A 15,807-nucleotide genomic window follows, 5' to 3' on the forward strand; every position below is an offset into this window, starting at 1 on the left:
CACCGATCAGGCGTCGGGGTTGCATCTGCCGCGCTTGCAGCAGGCCCGCCAATGTCGTCTTAAGCCGATACTAGCACCGACCCTTGGTTAGCGGTCAAAGGCTTTATGACAAAAAGTGCATACGGCATCGTTATTTGCACTATGCGAGCTTGCAACGGCACCTATCGCTCACCATGATAACCTGCATTGGAAACACGTTTAGCGAGAGGAAACGAAATGAAAATTGTTGTGCATATTGATGAGGCGGCACAGTGGCAAGCGGCGCTTGCGGAAGCGTTGCCCCAAGCCACCGTACTCACCAGCGAGGCACCAGCGGATGAGCGTAAAGACGCTGACTATCTCGCCATCTGGAAAGCCCCCGCCCATTTACTGCAAGAGCAGACCCAGCTCAAAGGCATCATCAATTTAGGCGCAGGGGTGGATTATTTGCTGAAAACCCCAGGCCTGCCCAGCGACGTGCCAATTGTAAAATTGCGCGATGCGGGCATGGGCGAGCTGATGGCCGATTACGCCTTCTATGGCGTACTGCACTTTTACCGCAGCATGGATCGTTACTCAGAGCAGCAGCAAAACGCCACTTGGAAGCCGCAAGAGGTGGTGGAAAAATCCCAGTGGCCGGTGGGTGTATTAGGCCTGGGCGCTATTGGCAGCTTTGTGGCCAGCGCCTTGGAGCAAGCAGGTTTCCCTGTACTGGGCTGGAGCCGCTCCCCCAAGCAGATCCGTGGCGTGCACTGCTTTCATGGCGATGATGGATTAAGCGAACTGCTCGGCCAAGTGCAGAGCCTGATCACCATTTTGCCCGATACGGCCGCCACTCAACATATTCTCAACGCCGAGCGGCTGGCCCAGCTGCCCCAAGGGGCTAGTGTGATTAATCCTGGCCGGGGTAGCTTGATTGATGAGCAGGCGCTATTGGAAGCACTGGGTAGCGGTAACCAGCCGGGGCACCTGCGGGGTGCGCTATTGGATGTCTTCCAGGAAGAGCCACTGCCCACTGACAACCCGCTCTGGCAGCATCCTAAGGTAATCGTCACACCCCATATGGCGGCGCCTACTCCGCTGAATGATGCCATCGACCAAGTGATCGCTTACTTGCATGCCTTTGAATCGGGTGAAAAACTCTCCACCATCAACCCGGAAGCAGGTTACTGACGCCACCCCTCACCCAGGCTATACTGGCGCGCTGGGAACCAAGCAGTGGCTAAAGGCTCTTAGGAAGATACCCTTTATGGAGGAAAGGCCCTTGGTCAATGTTTTCGCACGACTACCTGGCCGCGCGCTCAGGTGTGTGGGGTTGGGTTTTGCTATTTCCTGCTCAAGTGGCATGGCATTAGCAACTGAGACGTTCAAAGAGCCGCAGCCCTTTGAAGCCCCCCAACCCTTTGAAGCACAGTACCGGCTTGAGGTTCGCGGTTGGCCTGGGGCTACCATTACCCATCGCCTCTCTAACGAAGGGAATCACTGGTTAAGCGATATGCGCTTTTCAATCACCGTGGCGCGCGGCCAGGAGTTCAGCCGTTTTTCGCTCAATGGCAATGACACCAACGCTCTGCTCTTTAGCAGCAGCTATTCGGTGCTGGGCGTGGGTGATAGCTATCAACTGAACGAAGGTGAGATCCCCACTTTAGATCGCCAAGCGGCGCTATTTGATCTCTCCCGTCGGGCGGGACACGAAAACTGTACACAGAGTACGCCCTGCGCGATTGAGTTTGTCGATCAAAAAGGCCGCGATGAGCACTTTCAATATTATGTTACCGCCCCAGGCAGCATTGAGGTTCCCGCAGGAGAGTTTGAAGCACTGAACGTATCGCTCATCGATATCGAGAAGCCCGACCGCCTGCTAACCATTAGCTTTCACCCTGACTGGCCCGGGCTGATTCTTTCTGCGGTGTATCGAAAAGAGGGTCGCCGCGAAACGCAGCTGACATTAACTAACTTCAACCCAAACGGTGGCGCGACGCCCTAAATGTTTTCCGGTTTATTGATTGTTCTACTACCGCTTTTTCTTGGCTATCTGGTTCGCGTCCGTTCCATACAGTTACAGAATCTGATCAACCGAGCGGTTAATGGCTCGGTTTACCTGATTCTGCTCTTCATGGGCATAAGCCTTGCCGGGCTTGAAAACCTGACTAGCCAGCTTTCGCGCCTGGGTGGCAACGCCTTGCTGTTATTTAGCATTACCACGCTGTTTAACTTAGCAGCACTATGGTGGCTATCGCGCCGTTTAACGCTTAAGGCCGGTAGCTCACCGGTGGTGAAAAATGCTCCGACCAGTAAGCTGGCGGCCATGCAGGGTTCGCTGTTATTGGTCGCCGTGGTGGCAGGGGGCGTTATCGCTGGCCTGCTGCTGGGGCCACTCCTGGGTGATAGGCTTTTCAACAGCGCAGATTTACTGGCCGAATGGGTACTCTACCTGCTGCTGGCACTGATTGGCTGCCAGCTGCGTAACTCCGGCATGCCACTCAGGCAGATCTTACTTAACCGCATGGGGCTGGCGATTGCGGTGACGCTAGCAATAAGTTCGCTGCTGGCAGGCTTGGCTGCCGCCCCGCTGCTCTCATTAAGCTGGAACGAAGGCCTGGCGATGGCGTCAGGCTTTGGCTGGTACTCTCTTTCGGCCATCTTGATCGGCGACCAGCTAGGCCCACTGATGGGCGGTGTGGCGTTCTTCAACGACCTGACCCGGGAGCTGCTGGCGTTTATATTGATTCCACTGGTGATTCACCGCCATACCGCACTGGCGATTGGTTACGGCGGCGCCACCTCCATGGATTTCACCCTGCCCGTCATTCAGCAGCACGGCGGTGTGGCCTGCGTACCCATTGCCGTGGTCAGCGGTTTTATCCTTTCACTGCTCTCCCCGCCGCTGATTCTGTTCTTTCTTTCGCTGTCGGGTTAGCGGTGACGGGCGCTCATTGGTTAGGATAAGTGGCATTGCTGGAGATATAAAAACTCTTACCCCCCAGGATGCCCACTCCCCATGCTCAACGGAATTTGGTTAAGCTTCTTTATCGCTGCCTTCGCGGCCTCACTCTGGCAGTGGTTGGTTGGCGGCGATAGCGAGGTATTTGCCCGCTTGGTGCAGTCACTGTTCGACATGGCGGAAGTGAGCGTTGATATTATCCTGGTGCTGCTGGGCACCATGACGCTGTGGCTGGGGTTTCTTTCGATTGCCGAAAAGGCAGGCTTGATTCGCCTGCTTGGACGGGTGCTCGACCCGCTGTTCTGCCGCTTGATGCCAGAGGTTCCTCGCGGCCACCCTGCTATGGGGCTGATCAGCATGAACTTCGCGGCGAATATCCTGGGTCTGGATAACGCCGCCACACCGATTGGCATCAAGGCGATGCACTCGCTGCAGAGCCTTAACCCCAGCAGTGAGACCGCCAGCAACGCACAAATTCTGTTTCTGGTGCTCAATACCTCTTCTCTCACGCTATTGCCGGTAACGATTTTTATGTATCGCGCCCAGCAAGGCGCCGCCGACCCCACTCTGGTCTTTTTACCTATTTTACTAGCGACAACCGCCTCCAGCCTGGCAGGGCTTTTGGCGGTGGCACTGATGCAGCGCTTAAAACTCTGGCAGCCCGTGGTGCTAGCCTATTTAGCGATTGCTGCACTTGCGTTGGGGCTACTGATAACCACGCTGGCAGGCATGTCCGCCCAGGCGCTAGCCGCGGCCTCTACGCTAGTCGGTAACCTGACGCTATTTAGCATCGTGATGATGTTTTTAATGGTCGGGGCGTTACGTGGGGTGAGGGTGTACGACGCCTTTATTGAAGGTGCAAAAGAGGGGCTGAGCTTTACCATCACGTTGCTGCCTTACTTGATCGCCATGCTGGTGGCAGTCGGCGTACTGCGCGCCAGCGGCGTTTTAGACGCTGGCTTAGGCGGTATCCGCTGGATAGTAGAAGGCTTTGGCTGGGACACCCGCTTTGTCGATGCTCTCCCCACCGCCTTTGTGAAACCGCTTTCTGGCAGCGGCGCCCGCGCCATGATGATCGAAACCATGGATACTTTCGGCGTAGACAGCTTCGCCGGGCTACTCGCGGCCACTATGCAAGGTAGCACTGAAACCACCTTCTATGTGCTGGCTGTCTACTTTGGCGCCGTGGGTATCACTCGCATTCGCCACGGGTTGGGCTGTGCGTTGGTCGCCGATGTGGCGGGAGTAACCACTGCGATTGCGGTGTGTTACTGGTTTTTTGGATAGCTGGTGTTAGCTGGCTTTCGTTCACTGGGCTCAGCGTCTACCTTTCAGGGGAGCCGCATTAAGGTCTACAGGCAGTAGATCAGGAGCCATCGCTAAGCAGTAGAAATGCGTTTAAACATTCGTTGCTCCCGAGTGTTTACCGCTCAAGGACGATAGGTGAAATATGGCAGGCGCAAGCAGTTTATTGATAGCGCTGGCGGCCTTCTGCTGGGGGATATCTGGGGGAATCGCAGGCATTTTGTTAGACGACGGCTGGGATGCAGCCGTCGTGTCATTTTATCGAGGGTTTATAGGGCTTCTCTTCGCACTTGGGTGGCTGCTGCTTCAACGTCGGCATAGCGGCCTAAACAGCAAGCGGCTTTGGTTCTGGTCAGTGGTTGCAGGCCTGGGCGTCGCTGGCAATTTTACGTTCTATTTTCTTAGTATTGAGTATGGCAACGTTGCGGTCGCTGCCACCCTGATGTACTGCGCCCCTGTTTTTGTCTACCTCGTCTCATTTTCCCTCAAACTAGAGCGCCCCACCGCTGCCAAGTGGCTGGCCATTGCGCTGGTCATGGTGGGTATTGTGCTGTTAACCAAGCTGTATGCCATCAGCGCCAGTGGTCTCTCGTTAATTGGCGTAGGCACCGGGCTGCTTGCCGGGCTCTCTTATGCAGCGTTCATTTTTGGTTTCAAGTATGCCGCGCCCCATGGCAGTCCTCAGGCAATTCTTTCGGTCGCCTTCACCGTGCTAGCCATCGCACTGCTGTTTCCAACGGACATTAACCAGGCTGTCAGCGTTATCAGCGCTCCGGAGCTGCCGCTGTTTGTGGCGCTGGGCATTCTCGGCGCTGGACTATCTTTTCTGCTGTACGTGGTAGGTATCAAGCATGCGGCACCTGCGCTAGCCTCCATGGTTGCCATGGTCGAGCCGATTACCGCCACCCTGTTTGGTGTAGCGGTGTTAAACGAAAGCCTGGGCGTTATTCAAATGGTCGGTATGGGGATCATCTTGCTAACCGTCACCGCGCTGAGCGTTTCTTCCCGCTGATAAGCTTAACGGCTACACTCACCGCGCATGGGGGCACTCAATGCCTTGCTCAGCATTGACCCCACCAGCCCTTGCCCAATGAGTACGGTTAGTTTCGCGATAGCTGCTTCCAGGGTAATATCACTTCCGGCAATCACGCCCGCTTGATTGAGTGCGGCACCGGTGGCGTAGGCGCCCTGCACTACCTCGCCTTGGGCACACTGGGTGACGTTAAGCAGCGCTACGCCTCTCTCGCTGGCCGCCTTCAAGGCGTCAAGCAGCTCGCCTTCAAAGCTAAGCGGGTTGCCAACCCCGTAGCTATAAAGCACCAGCCCTTTTAGCGTTTTATCCGCCAGCAACGCCTTTGCGCGGCGCAGCGACATTCCTGGATGCAGCGGCAGTACCGCCACCGCCTCGTCGTCCACCTCAATAGGTGCAAAATTCGGTTTACCGCTTAGCAGCGCCGAGGGCTGAGGGAAGTTTATACCAATGCCAAGCTCGGCAAGCCAGGGGAAGTTGGGTGAGTCGAAGGCATCCAAGCCTTGAGTGCGCACCTTGCGGGCTCGGTTACCGCGCAACAGCCGGTCGTGAAACACCAGGCTTACTTCACAAGGTGTTGCGGGGTGAACCGCAAGCTGCAGCGCGCCGAACACATTATTCAGCGCATCGCTTCTTGGCTCACCCAGGGGAATTTGGGAGCCGGTGAAGATCACCGGCTTATTCAACGCACCGAGCATAAACGAAAGCGCCGCAGCGCTGTACGCCATGGTATCGGTGCCATGGAGTATCACAAACGCTTCATAGCACGACCAGTGGATTTCCAGCTGTGCCACCAAACGGTTCCAGGCCTCTGGCATTAGCTCGGCGCTATCAATCAACGGCTGCATTTCCAGCACATCAAACGCTGGCAGCCGGTAAAGATCGTCCAATGCCAAATGCGCCGCTAGGCGTTCGGCCAGCCCCGCGCAAGGTATATAACCCTGTGACGATGGCTGCATACCAATAGTCCCACCGGTATAGAGCATCAGTACGCGGGGCATGGCCACTCCTTTCCTAATCAGTACAGTCGTCTAAATAAATACTTACTTCGCAGGCACGCCTTCCAGGCGCTGCTTTAACGCTTCGGCCTCTTCAGGCTCTAGCTCCCAGGCTTTTGGATCCAGGTCAAGATCTGGGTGCTGGTTAGCGTCAAAAATCGGCTGTTTGATGCCCTGCCGACGCTGACCATCGAAGTCCTTCAAAATGCGCAGGCCGCACTTGAACAGCATGATCAGCGCAATCAGGTTGACCACGGCGAGCAGCCCCATGGTGACATCAGCAAAGCCGAACACGGTGCCCAAATCAGTGGTCGCGCCCCAGCAAACCAACAGCACGATGGCAACGCGGAAGGCGTTAAACAGGTTCTGGTTGTCGCGGCTAAAGAAGTTGAGGCTGTTCTCACCCAAGTAGTAGTTGTAGAGAATGGTGCTAAACGCAAACAGCAACAGTGCCAAACTGACAAAAGTGCGGCCCCATTCGCCCACATGGCCGGCCAGCGCTGCCTGGGTCAGGGCAATGCCTTCAACACCAGCACCTACGGTCGGGTCATAAGCACCGCTGAGCAGAATCACAAACGCCGTGGCGGAACAGATAATCACGGTATCGATAAATACCGAAAACGCCTGCACGATGCCCTGGTTGGCAGGGTGCGGCACATAGGCCACCGCCGCGACGTTTGGCGCACTACCCAAGCCCGCTTCATTAGAGAACAGGCCACGCTTCAGGCCCATCATAATTGCCGCGCCAATACCGCCACCAATCAGTGGTTCAAGGCCGAAAGCGCTCTTTACAATCAGCACAATCACGCCAGGTATTTCCGTAATATTCATGGCGATGACCAGCAGTGCAATGGCGATATAGCTCACCGCCATAAAGGGCACCAAAACCTCGGAAATACGTGCAATACGCTTAATACCGCCGAAAATAATCAGCCCTACCAACATCGCCAGAGCAATGCCGCTATACAACACCGGTACGCCAAAAGCATCGCCGAAAGAGGTTGCCACCGCATAGGATTGCAGTGCGGTAAAGGCAAATCCGAAGGTCAACAGCAGCAGTACCGAGTAGAACGCTGCCAGCCAGCGCCACTGCTTACCCAGCCCTTTAACAATGTAGTACGCGGGGCCGCCGCGATAGGTGCCGTCACCTTCGGCTTCTTATAGGTCTGTGCCAGGGTGCATTCCAAAAAGCTGGTGGCCATACCCATTAAACCCACCAACCACATCCAAAAAATCGCCCCTGGGCCACCCAAGGTAATCGCAACCGCTACGCCGGCGATGTTGCCACCACCAACGCGCCCAGCCACTGAGAGCACCAGCGCCTGAAACGAGCTTAAATGGCCGTGTTTATTGCGCTTAAAGGCTTGGCCGGAACCGAGGATGCGAAACATCTCACCGAAATAACGAAACTGCACAAAGCGGGACGCAACGGTAAAACCGATGCCAACGCCCACCAGCAGCACTAGTAGAACCTTCCCCCACAGGAGGTCATTGAGCATATCGAGCATGTGATTCTCTCCGCGTTTTTGTATTAGCGTTATGTTTGAATTCGCGTCGTTTGTTATCGCGCTTGTGGAATTCGCGCCGCGGAGAACGTTTTACCAAGTGTGGGGCAGGATTAAATTTGGCGCAGCGGTGCAGTTGTGTGCACTCGCTGCATCAGTGGGTGCACCATAGTGCATCAGGCAAGCCGTCAGACCTTCTCGGCAATGCGGTGGGCTAACTTATGGATAAAGGGGCCGCTGATAAACGCAATGATCCCAGCGGCTGGCCAGGCAAGAAACCAAGCGTGCATCCAGATGCCAACAAAATCAGCATGCATGCCGATATTCACGTAGGTCACCCAGGCAGACATAATTAGCGATAGCGTAAACGACATGAGAATAGCGAAGATAATTCTATGTTTCATGAGAGTACCTAAGGATGATGTATAAGTGCAGGTAGATTAACAAACATCTATAACGGTAATATATGCCAATATATGAGAATCAATTTTACAAAATTGCAAAATGCGAAAACCCTCGTTAGATGACCTAAATATCTTTATCGTGGCCGCTAATCAACGCAGTCTCACGGCTGCGGCGGCATCGTTGAAGATGACTATTGCCACCGTGTCGAGGCGTATAAGCGCATTAGAAGCCACGCTAGGCGTTGAGTTGCTCTATCGCTCAACCAAGGGGTTGACGTTGACGCCTCACGGCGAATCCTACTACCGCGAATGTGAGGAATTGGTGCTCGCACTAGATCAGCGCATTTTGGATCTGGATCAAACGCTGCATAGCCTAAGCGGGCCGTTGAAAATTATGGCGCCGGTCAATTTGGGCAGCGGGCCGCTAGATGCATTTTGGCGTCACTTTATCCATCGCTACCCTGAGATTTCGCTGACCATCGAGCTGGACAACAACGTAGCCGACATTCGCGGCCAACAAGCGGATATTGCACTACGCTCTGGGCCACAAAAAGACGATACGCTGATCCAGAAATACCTGGGCTATATAGAGCTCATATTGGTGGCATCACCCACCATGATGCATCCTCTTCCCAGTAAGATTGATGAGTTAGAAGCGTGCCCCAGCGTGGCCGCCAAAATGTTTAGCGACTGGCATCTCACGCACAGGGAAGGCAGTCAGTACACTTGCCGCAAAAGCCATTTTCACATCAGTAACGACATGAGTATTGTGCTGAATCTCACCCAATCGGGCGCCGGCGTTTCCTTGATGCCTACCAGCATGGTGGCCAACAGCCTACAAACGGGGGAGTTAATCCGAGTACTGCCTGAGTGGCAGGGGCTCAACAGGGAAATTTTCCTGGTATGGCCCTACCGGCGAAGCCTTTCAGCGCGGGCCAAGCTGTTTCGCAGCGAGTTAATCGAATTCCTCAGTCACCAATCCTGGTTCCACTCTGCTGATTAGACCGACTGTACGGAGCAAACTGGCTTCTCTACTGGCGCCATAACGCCAGCAGTTAACGACCATCATTTTTGGATAATGCTTAGATGCCCGCTTTTGCCGCCCGAGCAGCGTGGAGCTTTTTATAGCTTTCAATCAAGCGCTGGTGGCGCTCTAGGCCTTCTAACTGCATGTTAGTGGGCGTTAGGCCGTGGAAGCGCACTTCCCCATTCACCGAGCCAACAACAGCCACCATGGTGGCTTCACCGAACATGCGCTGGAAGTTGTACAGATAGTCTTCGAGCGCCAGCTCATCATCCAGCACTATTTCCAGCACCGCGTTCACTGCCTGGTAAAACAAGCCGCGCTCGACGGTGTTGTCGTTGTACTGCAGGAACATCTGCCCACAGTCCAGCGCTTCTTCGTGACGGCCAAGCGCCAGGTAGACCAGCAATTTCAGTTCTAGAATGGTCAGTTGGCCCCACTCGGTGTTTTCATCAAACTCGATACCAATCAGGGTGATGATATCGGCGTGGTCATCCATCTGGCTCTCTTCCAGCCGTTCGACAAGGTCGGTGAGCTGATCGTCGTCGAGGCGGTGCAGGTTGAGAATATCTTCGCGGTAATCCAGCGCCTTATTGGTGTTATCCCAGATCAGATCTTCGATGGGGTAAACTTCGGAGTAGCCCGGCACAAGGATACGGCACACCGGTGCTCCCAGGTCTTCGTGTACCGCCATATACACTTCGGCACCCAGCTCTTCAAAGATACCGAACAGCGTCTCGGCTTCTTCCTCGTTGCTGCCGGAGAAGTCCCACTCGCTGAACTCAAAATCAGACTTGGCGCTAAAGAAGCGCCATGAGACCACGCCCACCGAGTCGATAAAGTGCTCAACGAAGTTGTTCGGCTCGGCAACCGTTTGCGAATTAAAGGTGGGTAGCGGCAGATCATTCAAGCCCTCGAAGCTGCGGCCTTGGAGCAGCTCGGTCAAGCTGCGCTCCAGCGCTACTTCAAAGCTTGGGTGGGCGCCAAAGGAAGCAAACACGCCGCCGGTGCGCGGGTTCATCAAGGTCACGCACATGACCGGGAACTGCCCGCCCATGGAGGCATCTTTCACCAACACCGGAAAGCCTTGAGCTTCCAAAGCGTTAATACCTTCGACAATGCTGGGGTATTTCGCCAGCACCTCCTGCGGCACATCCGGCAGAGCCAACTCCTGCTCGAGGATTTCCCGTTTTACCGCCCGCTCAAAGATTTCCGAGAGGCACTGTACCTGAGCTTCTACTAGGGTATTGCCCGCGCTCATGCCGTTACTCAGGAACAGGTTTTCGATCAGGTTGGAAGGAAAGTAAACCGTTTCGCCATCGGATTGACGCACATAAGGCAGCGAGACAATGCCCCGGTCTTCGCGACCCGAGTTGGTATCGATCAGGTTTGAGCCGCACAGCTCGCCTTCCGGGTTATAGATCGCCAAGCAGTGCTCGTCGAGGATTTCCGCAGGCAGTTCATCGTTCGGGCCCGGCTTGAACCACTTCTCATTGGGGTAGTGAACAAAGGCGCTGCCCGCCATCTCTTCGCCAAAGAACTGGTCGTTATAGAAGAAGTTGCAGCTCAGACGTTCGATAAACTCGCCCAACGCCGAACACAGCGCACTCTCTTTGGTCGCGCCTTTGCCGTTGGTAAAGCACATGGGGGAGGCCGCATCGCGAATATGCAGTGACCAAACATGAGGCACGATATTACGCCAGGAGGCGATTTCGATCTTCATGCCCAGGTCAGCAAGGATCGCGCTCATATTGGCAATGGTCTGCTCCAGCGGCAGGTCTTTACCTTCGATGTAGGTACTGCCGCCTTCCGGCGCGCCCATCAGCAGCGCCTGGGCGTCCTCATCGATGTTTTCTACCGTCTCGATTTGGAAATCAGGGCCAGTTTGCACCACTTTCTTGACCGTGCAGCGGTCAATGGAGCGCAGAATGCCCTGACGGTCTTTTTCAGAAATATCTTCAGGCAGCTCGACCTGGATTTTGAAAATCTGCTTATAGCGATCTTCCGGATCGACGATATTATTCTGGGAAAGACGAATATTTTCGGTAGGAATATCGCGGGCGTTGCAGTACACCTTTACAAAGTAGGCCGCACACATGGCAGACGATGCCAGGAAGTAGTCAAACGGCCCCGGTGCCGAGCCGTCACCTTTATAGCGAATCGGCTGGTCGGAGGTAACCGTAAAATCGTCGAACTTGGCCTCCAGGCGGAGGTTGTCGAGATAGTTAACTTTGATTTCCATGAGCGGGCATCCGGAGCAATGAGTTTGCCTAGCAGTGGGCAGTAGGCGAATTGCGGCCCATTATCCAGTTTTTTACCCGCTTCGTCTTGGTCAGTCTCCCAAATCATCTACCACATGTCGTGCAAAAAAGGTTGTTCTTACTACAGCAGCAACTCGGGGTTCTCTTCACGCACTATTGAGCTTGCATCATACGCTCCGCCTCAGCTTCGCTGACCCCGAGCATCAGCAAAATCTGGCGTTGTGTGGCTACCAACACCTGCTTTCGCTCCACCTCCCCCGGCAAACTTTTGGCAATGGCGACGGCCCCTACCAAGGAGGCCAATATGACCCGGGATTTATCAGCAATCGCCTTGCGGTCATCGGCAAAGGGGAGTTTTTTCAGCTTACTCAGCGCTATCAATCGCGTTTCAAGCATCTTTTTCATACTCATATATGACGCTTCAAACAGGGTGCGGATTTCTGCTTTTTCACTGCCTATTTCGTTGAACAGTACCGCTTCAGGCCCCGGCTTATGCTTAGCTTCCAGCTCCTGGAGATTGCAGTAGTTGGCGACTAATTCGGTCAGGTGTTGTAACGAAAGCGGCCCTTTTACCAGCCTAGCCGCCCGGCTGTTATCAATGGTCAGGCGAACAGACTCATTGTAAAGGGCCTCTTTGGAAGCGAAATGTGCATAAAAAGCGCCATGCGTCATCTTGGCTAGCTTCATGATCTGGCCAATCGATACCTTTTGAAACCCATTGCGGCTGAATAGCTCCGTCGCCGAAGCCAAAATGCGCTCTTTGGTTTTCGATTTATGGCTCTTGGGATAAGGCATATCTACCTCGTCATACGTCAGCTAGGGTTTGTACGAAAAGTCGGCGAGCGAAGACTAGACAAGGCAAAAATCAACGAGAAAGCAGAGTTTACGGGGTGTAAATGAGCATTTCGAGGCGATTTTTAACGCAGTATTGTCGAGCGCAGGCAGTTTTCGTACAAAGCCTAAATATTATCTTGATCATATATTGCCCATTGCTAGGGTGACCATATCAATAACTCAGGAGTCACTATGCACTCACCTATCGTGATTACTGGCATGGGTATGGTCAGCCCGCTAGGCAACAGCGTCAAACACAAGTTGGCAGCGACTGGTTGACGGCCAGTCTGGCATCAGCACCATTGACCGCTTTGACACCAGCAATATCCCGATCAAAATTGCTGGGGTGGTGCCTAGCATTAACCAAGACCCCAGCGGCGGTATTGACCTGGATGAGATAGCCGATCCCAAAGAGCAGCGCAAAATGGACTTGTTCAGCCTCTACGCATTGGCGGCAGCCAAAGAGGCACTGTCACAGGCCAACTGGTTTCCCGTTGAGCAGGCTCAGAAACGCAGAACGGCCACCATTATTGGTTCCGGCATTGGCGGCTTCCCTACCATTACTCAAGCCCAAAAAACCCTTGCCGAGCGAGGCTATCGCAAACTTTCCCCCTTCACGGTGCCCGCCTTTCTAGCCAATTTGGCTGCGGGCAATCTGTCCATTCGCTATGGTTTTCAAGGCCCACTGGGGTGCCCAGTAACGGCTTGCGCGGCAGGTCTACAGGCGATTGGCGACGGTATGCGCATCATACGCAATGGAGAAGCCGATGTAGCCCTCGTCGGCGGCGCCGAGGCATGTATTGACCCGCTTTCACTGGCCAGCTTTAACGCTCTAAAGGCCGTTTCCACAGAAGCAGACAACCCTGAACGCGCGTCCAGACCCTTTGATAAAGCCCGTAACGGTTTTGTGATGGGAGAAGGCGCTGGCGTTATGGTGATCGAAACGCTTGAGCATGCAGTCGCGCGGGGTGCAACGCCGTTAGCGGTGATTAGCGGCTACGGCACCAGCGCAGATGCCTATCATCTAACGGCAGGCCCAAAAGATGGGGCTGGCGCAGCAGCAGCGATTCAAGCGGCGCTAGGCATGGCGAACCTATCTACTGATGCTATTGACCACATCAATGCCCACGCCACCTCGACACCCGTTGGCGACCGGGCTGAAATTGCCTCATTGCGTAATGTATTCGGTGAGCGCTTGCCCGCCATTCCTATTTCGGCAACGAAAGCCGCCACAGGCCATCTCTTAGGCGCAGCAGGGGGCATAGAGAGTATTTTCTCTGTATTGGCAGCCAATACGCAGCAACTTCCGCCCACCATCAATCTTGAGCACTGCGATGATGATATGCAGGATTTAACCTTCGTCACGGCGACTCATCATAAGCACATCACTAAGCATGTATTGTGCAACGGATTCGGTTTTGGTGGCGTCAATGCGGCGCTTATTGTTAGCAGTATCGAGCGTTAAAGACGGAAATAAATAAACCGATCTGCCGCCAGGCTATGATCGGTTTATCTAAACACTATTGTCATCCTTTCTTGCATAGAAACGACAGCGCTTCCTCAAGCAGCATTTTGGGAACTTCCTCAGCGATGTAGTGGCCGCAAGGCAGCGCTTTGCCGTCTACATCGGTGGCGACTTTTTGCCACTCGCTTAAAGCATCGAAGCAGGCTTCAATAGCGCCTTCAGCGCCCCACATCACTTTTATCGGGCAGGTGAGTTTTACACCCGCGTCGATATCTGCCTGATCGTGCGCTAAATCAATCGTGGCGCTGGCGCGGTAGTCGCCGCAAATGCCGGTGGCGGTACCGGGGAGCGACAAGCAGCGCTCATATTCGGCCAGGGCTTCTGAGGAGAAAGGCTCCATACCGGCACTGCGGGCACCCATTACGCTTTTCAGATATTGGGCGGGATCGCTCTGGATCAGCATTTCCGGCAGCGGCTGAGGCCGAATCAAGAAGAACCAGTGCCAGTAACTGCGTGCAAAGGCCTCGTTGGTGCCGCGATACATGGCAAGCGTCGGGGCGATATCCAATAGCACCATGCGCTCTACGCGTTCAGCGTGGTCAACACCTAAACGGTGGGCGACCCGCGCGCCGCGATCATGGGCCAGCACTTTAAAACGCACGAAACCCAGCGCGCTCATTAGCTCAGCCATATCCTGCGCCATAGCGCGCTTGGAGTAATTTAGATGCTCAGGATCATCGTCGGGTTTACTGCTGTCACCGTATCCGCGCAGATCCGCGGCGATAACGGTGAAATGTTGGGCAAGTTCTTCTGCTACTTTGTGCCAAATCACGTGGGTCTGAGGGTGGCCATGAAGCAGTAGCAGTGCCGGGCCTCTGCCACCCATTCGAAAAGCGATCTCGACGCCATTAACGTGGCGCGTTTGTTTTTCAAACCCATGAAACATGGTGTTCTCCTGGTCTGCTGGCAATGTAACTAACACAACGTAATCGCGTAACCCTTTTATAAACGCCTATATCAGTGATTCGCAATACAAGTTGATGTTAAACCCTGACCTCAGTCGCTAGCGGCTGTAACCTTTTAACTGCTGAATAAGAAAGTCTTTTAACGCTATCACGGCAGGCGTCAATGAAAGGCGATGAGGGCACACAAGGTAAAGCGGCGTTGGCTCGCAGGGAAACTCCTCCAGCATTGCCACTAGGCGACCATTGCGAAGATCTTCTTCAACGTCTAGCCGTGACTTGTAAGCAATGCCCTCGCCAGCCAATGCCCAGCGCCGCACACAATCGGCATCGTCGCTCACCCGATTGCCTTTTACGTTGATGTTGTCACTCCCAAACTTCCACTGGTTATGAACACGTTCGCCAAGCACGAAACACAGACAGTTGTGCTGGTGTAAATCGTCGGGGTAAGCAGGACTGCCATGACGCGTAATATAGTCTGGAGAGGCACATACCACGCGATAGTTATCGCTTTTAAGCGGCAATGCGACGAGGCTGGAGTCTTCTGGAACGCCGTATCGCAGGGCGATTTCTACGGGTTGGCGGAACAGGTCACTCACGCGGTCACTTACTCGCAGGCGTAAATGCAACTGCGGGTGCTGGGCCATAAAGGTGTCCAACCAGCCCAGCAGCACATTGCGACCCAGGTCGGAAGGCATGGCAAGACTGAGCTCTCCAGCGATCTCTTGGCGCTCGCGGTGAAGTTCTTTCTCGCCTTGGTTGAGAGCATTGAGCGCCGCTTTAGCGTGCACAAGGTAGTGTGCGCCCGCGGTGGTTAGCCGCAAACTGCGGGTAGAGCGCACCAATAGCCGTGTGCCTAGCGCGTCTTCCAAACGTTTGATGGCCACACTGGCCACCGCTGGAGTAATCGCTAACTCCCGCGCAGCGGCAGAAAGGCTGCCGTACTCGGCGGCATAGGTCAGCACTTTTAGATCATCGACACGCATTAGACCCCCTGGCGCCTGCTATCTTCAAAATTTATTAGAAACTGTTAGCAAGATTACCCCTCTTTTTAGCAAAACAACATCCAGGCATGATGGCGCAACGACAACTCACG

The 15,807-nt window shown here is 54.5% G+C and carries 12 protein-coding genes and 2 pseudogenes; 7 read left to right on the forward strand and 7 right to left on the reverse strand.

Annotated elements, in window-relative coordinates; translation table 11 throughout:
* The first annotated feature begins 216 nt into the window (after window positions 1-216).
* From LMS44_RS16980 to LMS44_RS17000, 5 genes are all read left to right on the forward strand, one after another.
* Complete coding sequence (locus LMS44_RS16980) at window positions 217-1,152, forward strand: 2-hydroxyacid dehydrogenase (protein WP_022522326.1); 936 nt, start codon at window positions 217-219, stop codon at window positions 1,150-1,152.
* A 172-nt stretch (window positions 1,153-1,324) separates the two neighbouring features.
* Window positions 1,325-1,966: a hypothetical protein gene (locus LMS44_RS16985; protein ID WP_082116920.1), complete on the forward strand. Its 642-nt coding sequence runs from the start codon at window positions 1,325-1,327 to the stop codon at window positions 1,964-1,966.
* Window positions 1,967-2,899 (forward strand): LysO family transporter, encoded by a 933-nt coding sequence (locus LMS44_RS16990; RefSeq protein WP_009287351.1) that lies wholly within the window; start codon window positions 1,967-1,969, stop codon window positions 2,897-2,899.
* 81 nt (window positions 2,900-2,980) lie between these two features.
* Window positions 2,981-4,210 (forward strand): nucleoside recognition domain-containing protein, encoded by a 1,230-nt coding sequence (locus LMS44_RS16995; protein ID WP_022522324.1) that lies wholly within the window; start codon window positions 2,981-2,983, stop codon window positions 4,208-4,210.
* Between the two features lie 163 nt (window positions 4,211-4,373).
* Entirely contained in the window at window positions 4,374-5,240 is an 867-nt protein-coding gene (locus LMS44_RS17000) for a DMT family transporter (protein ID WP_009287352.1), read from the forward strand.
* Window positions 5,241-5,245: 5 nt separating this feature from the next.
* On the opposite strand, the gene LMS44_RS17005 is transcribed toward LMS44_RS17000, so the two are convergent.
* From LMS44_RS17005 to LMS44_RS17015, 3 genes and pseudogenes are all read right to left on the reverse strand, one after another.
* Complete coding sequence (locus tag LMS44_RS17005; protein ID WP_498945808.1) at window positions 5,246-6,259, reverse strand: asparaginase; 1,014 nt, start codon at window positions 6,257-6,259, stop codon at window positions 5,246-5,248.
* 42 nt (window positions 6,260-6,301) lie between these two features.
* Window positions 6,302-7,764, reverse strand: a pseudogene (locus LMS44_RS17010) (alanine/glycine:cation symporter family protein).
* Between the two features lie 185 nt (window positions 7,765-7,949).
* Window positions 7,950-8,165: a DUF2798 domain-containing protein gene (locus tag LMS44_RS17015; protein ID WP_022522320.1), complete on the reverse strand. Its 216-nt coding sequence runs from the start codon at window positions 8,163-8,165 to the stop codon at window positions 7,950-7,952.
* A 100-nt stretch (window positions 8,166-8,265) separates the two neighbouring features.
* Here LMS44_RS17015 and LMS44_RS17020 point away from each other — a divergent pair, with 100 nt between their 5' ends.
* Window positions 8,266-9,168, forward strand: coding sequence for a LysR family transcriptional regulator (locus LMS44_RS17020; RefSeq protein WP_027958057.1), 903 nt, complete (start codon window positions 8,266-8,268; stop codon window positions 9,166-9,168).
* Between the two features lie 79 nt (window positions 9,169-9,247).
* Here LMS44_RS17020 and LMS44_RS17025 read toward each other — a convergent pair whose 3' ends face one another.
* Entirely contained in the window at window positions 9,248-11,431 is a 2,184-nt protein-coding gene (locus LMS44_RS17025; RefSeq protein ID WP_498945811.1) for an OsmC domain/YcaO domain-containing protein, read from the reverse strand.
* A 172-nt stretch (window positions 11,432-11,603) separates the two neighbouring features.
* Entirely contained in the window at window positions 11,604-12,245 is a 642-nt protein-coding gene (locus tag LMS44_RS17030) for a TetR/AcrR family transcriptional regulator (protein WP_498945813.1), read from the reverse strand.
* Between the two features lie 231 nt (window positions 12,246-12,476).
* Between LMS44_RS17030 and fabF the strand changes: the two are divergent.
* Window positions 12,477-13,749 (forward strand): annotated as a pseudogene (gene fabF, locus LMS44_RS17035) (beta-ketoacyl-ACP synthase II).
* Between the two features lie 61 nt (window positions 13,750-13,810).
* Here the strand turns inward: fabF and LMS44_RS17040 are convergent.
* Both LMS44_RS17040 and LMS44_RS17045 read right to left on the reverse strand, forming a co-directional pair.
* Complete coding sequence (locus tag LMS44_RS17040; RefSeq protein ID WP_498945815.1) at window positions 13,811-14,695, reverse strand: alpha/beta fold hydrolase; 885 nt, start codon at window positions 14,693-14,695, stop codon at window positions 13,811-13,813.
* A gap of 117 nt (window positions 14,696-14,812) precedes the next feature.
* On the reverse strand, window positions 14,813-15,697 hold the full coding sequence (locus tag LMS44_RS17045) for a LysR family transcriptional regulator (protein WP_009287358.1): 885 nt from the start codon (window positions 15,695-15,697) through the stop codon (window positions 14,813-14,815).
* Window positions 15,698-15,807: the final 110 nt, after the last annotated feature.

Source organism: Halomonas profundus, from assembly GCF_020865425.1.
In the GTDB taxonomy this organism is placed as follows: Bacteria; Pseudomonadota; Gammaproteobacteria; order Pseudomonadales; family Halomonadaceae; genus Vreelandella; species Vreelandella titanicae.

Bases quoted from the DNA above. Each gene is read 5' to 3' on its own strand.
- LMS44_RS17040 (WP_498945815.1), bottom strand. From the start codon at position 14,695: ATGTTTCATGGGTTTGAAAAACAAACGCGCCACGTTAATGGCGTCGAG.
- LMS44_RS17045 (WP_009287358.1), bottom strand. From the start codon at position 15,697: ATGCGTGTCGATGATCTAAAAGTGCTGACCTATGCCGCCGAGTACGGC.
- LMS44_RS17025 (WP_498945811.1), bottom strand. From the start codon at position 11,431: ATGGAAATCAAAGTTAACTATCTCGACAACCTCCGCCTGGAGGCCAAG.
- LMS44_RS16980 (WP_022522326.1), top strand. From the start codon at position 217: ATGAAAATTGTTGTGCATATTGATGAGGCGGCACAGTGGCAAGCGGCG.
- LMS44_RS16990 (WP_009287351.1), top strand. From the start codon at position 1,967: ATGTTTTCCGGTTTATTGATTGTTCTACTACCGCTTTTTCTTGGCTAT.
- LMS44_RS17030 (WP_498945813.1), bottom strand. From the start codon at position 12,245: ATGCCTTATCCCAAGAGCCATAAATCGAAAACCAAAGAGCGCATTTTG.
- LMS44_RS17005 (WP_498945808.1), bottom strand. From the start codon at position 6,259: ATGCCCCGCGTACTGATGCTCTATACCGGTGGGACTATTGGTATGCAG.
- LMS44_RS16985 (WP_082116920.1), top strand. From the start codon at position 1,325: ATGGCATTAGCAACTGAGACGTTCAAAGAGCCGCAGCCCTTTGAAGCC.
- LMS44_RS17000 (WP_009287352.1), top strand. From the start codon at position 4,374: ATGGCAGGCGCAAGCAGTTTATTGATAGCGCTGGCGGCCTTCTGCTGG.
- LMS44_RS17015 (WP_022522320.1), bottom strand. From the start codon at position 8,165: ATGAAACATAGAATTATCTTCGCTATTCTCATGTCGTTTACGCTATCG.
- LMS44_RS17020 (WP_027958057.1), top strand. From the start codon at position 8,266: ATGCGAAAACCCTCGTTAGATGACCTAAATATCTTTATCGTGGCCGCT.
- LMS44_RS16995 (WP_022522324.1), top strand. From the start codon at position 2,981: ATGCTCAACGGAATTTGGTTAAGCTTCTTTATCGCTGCCTTCGCGGCC.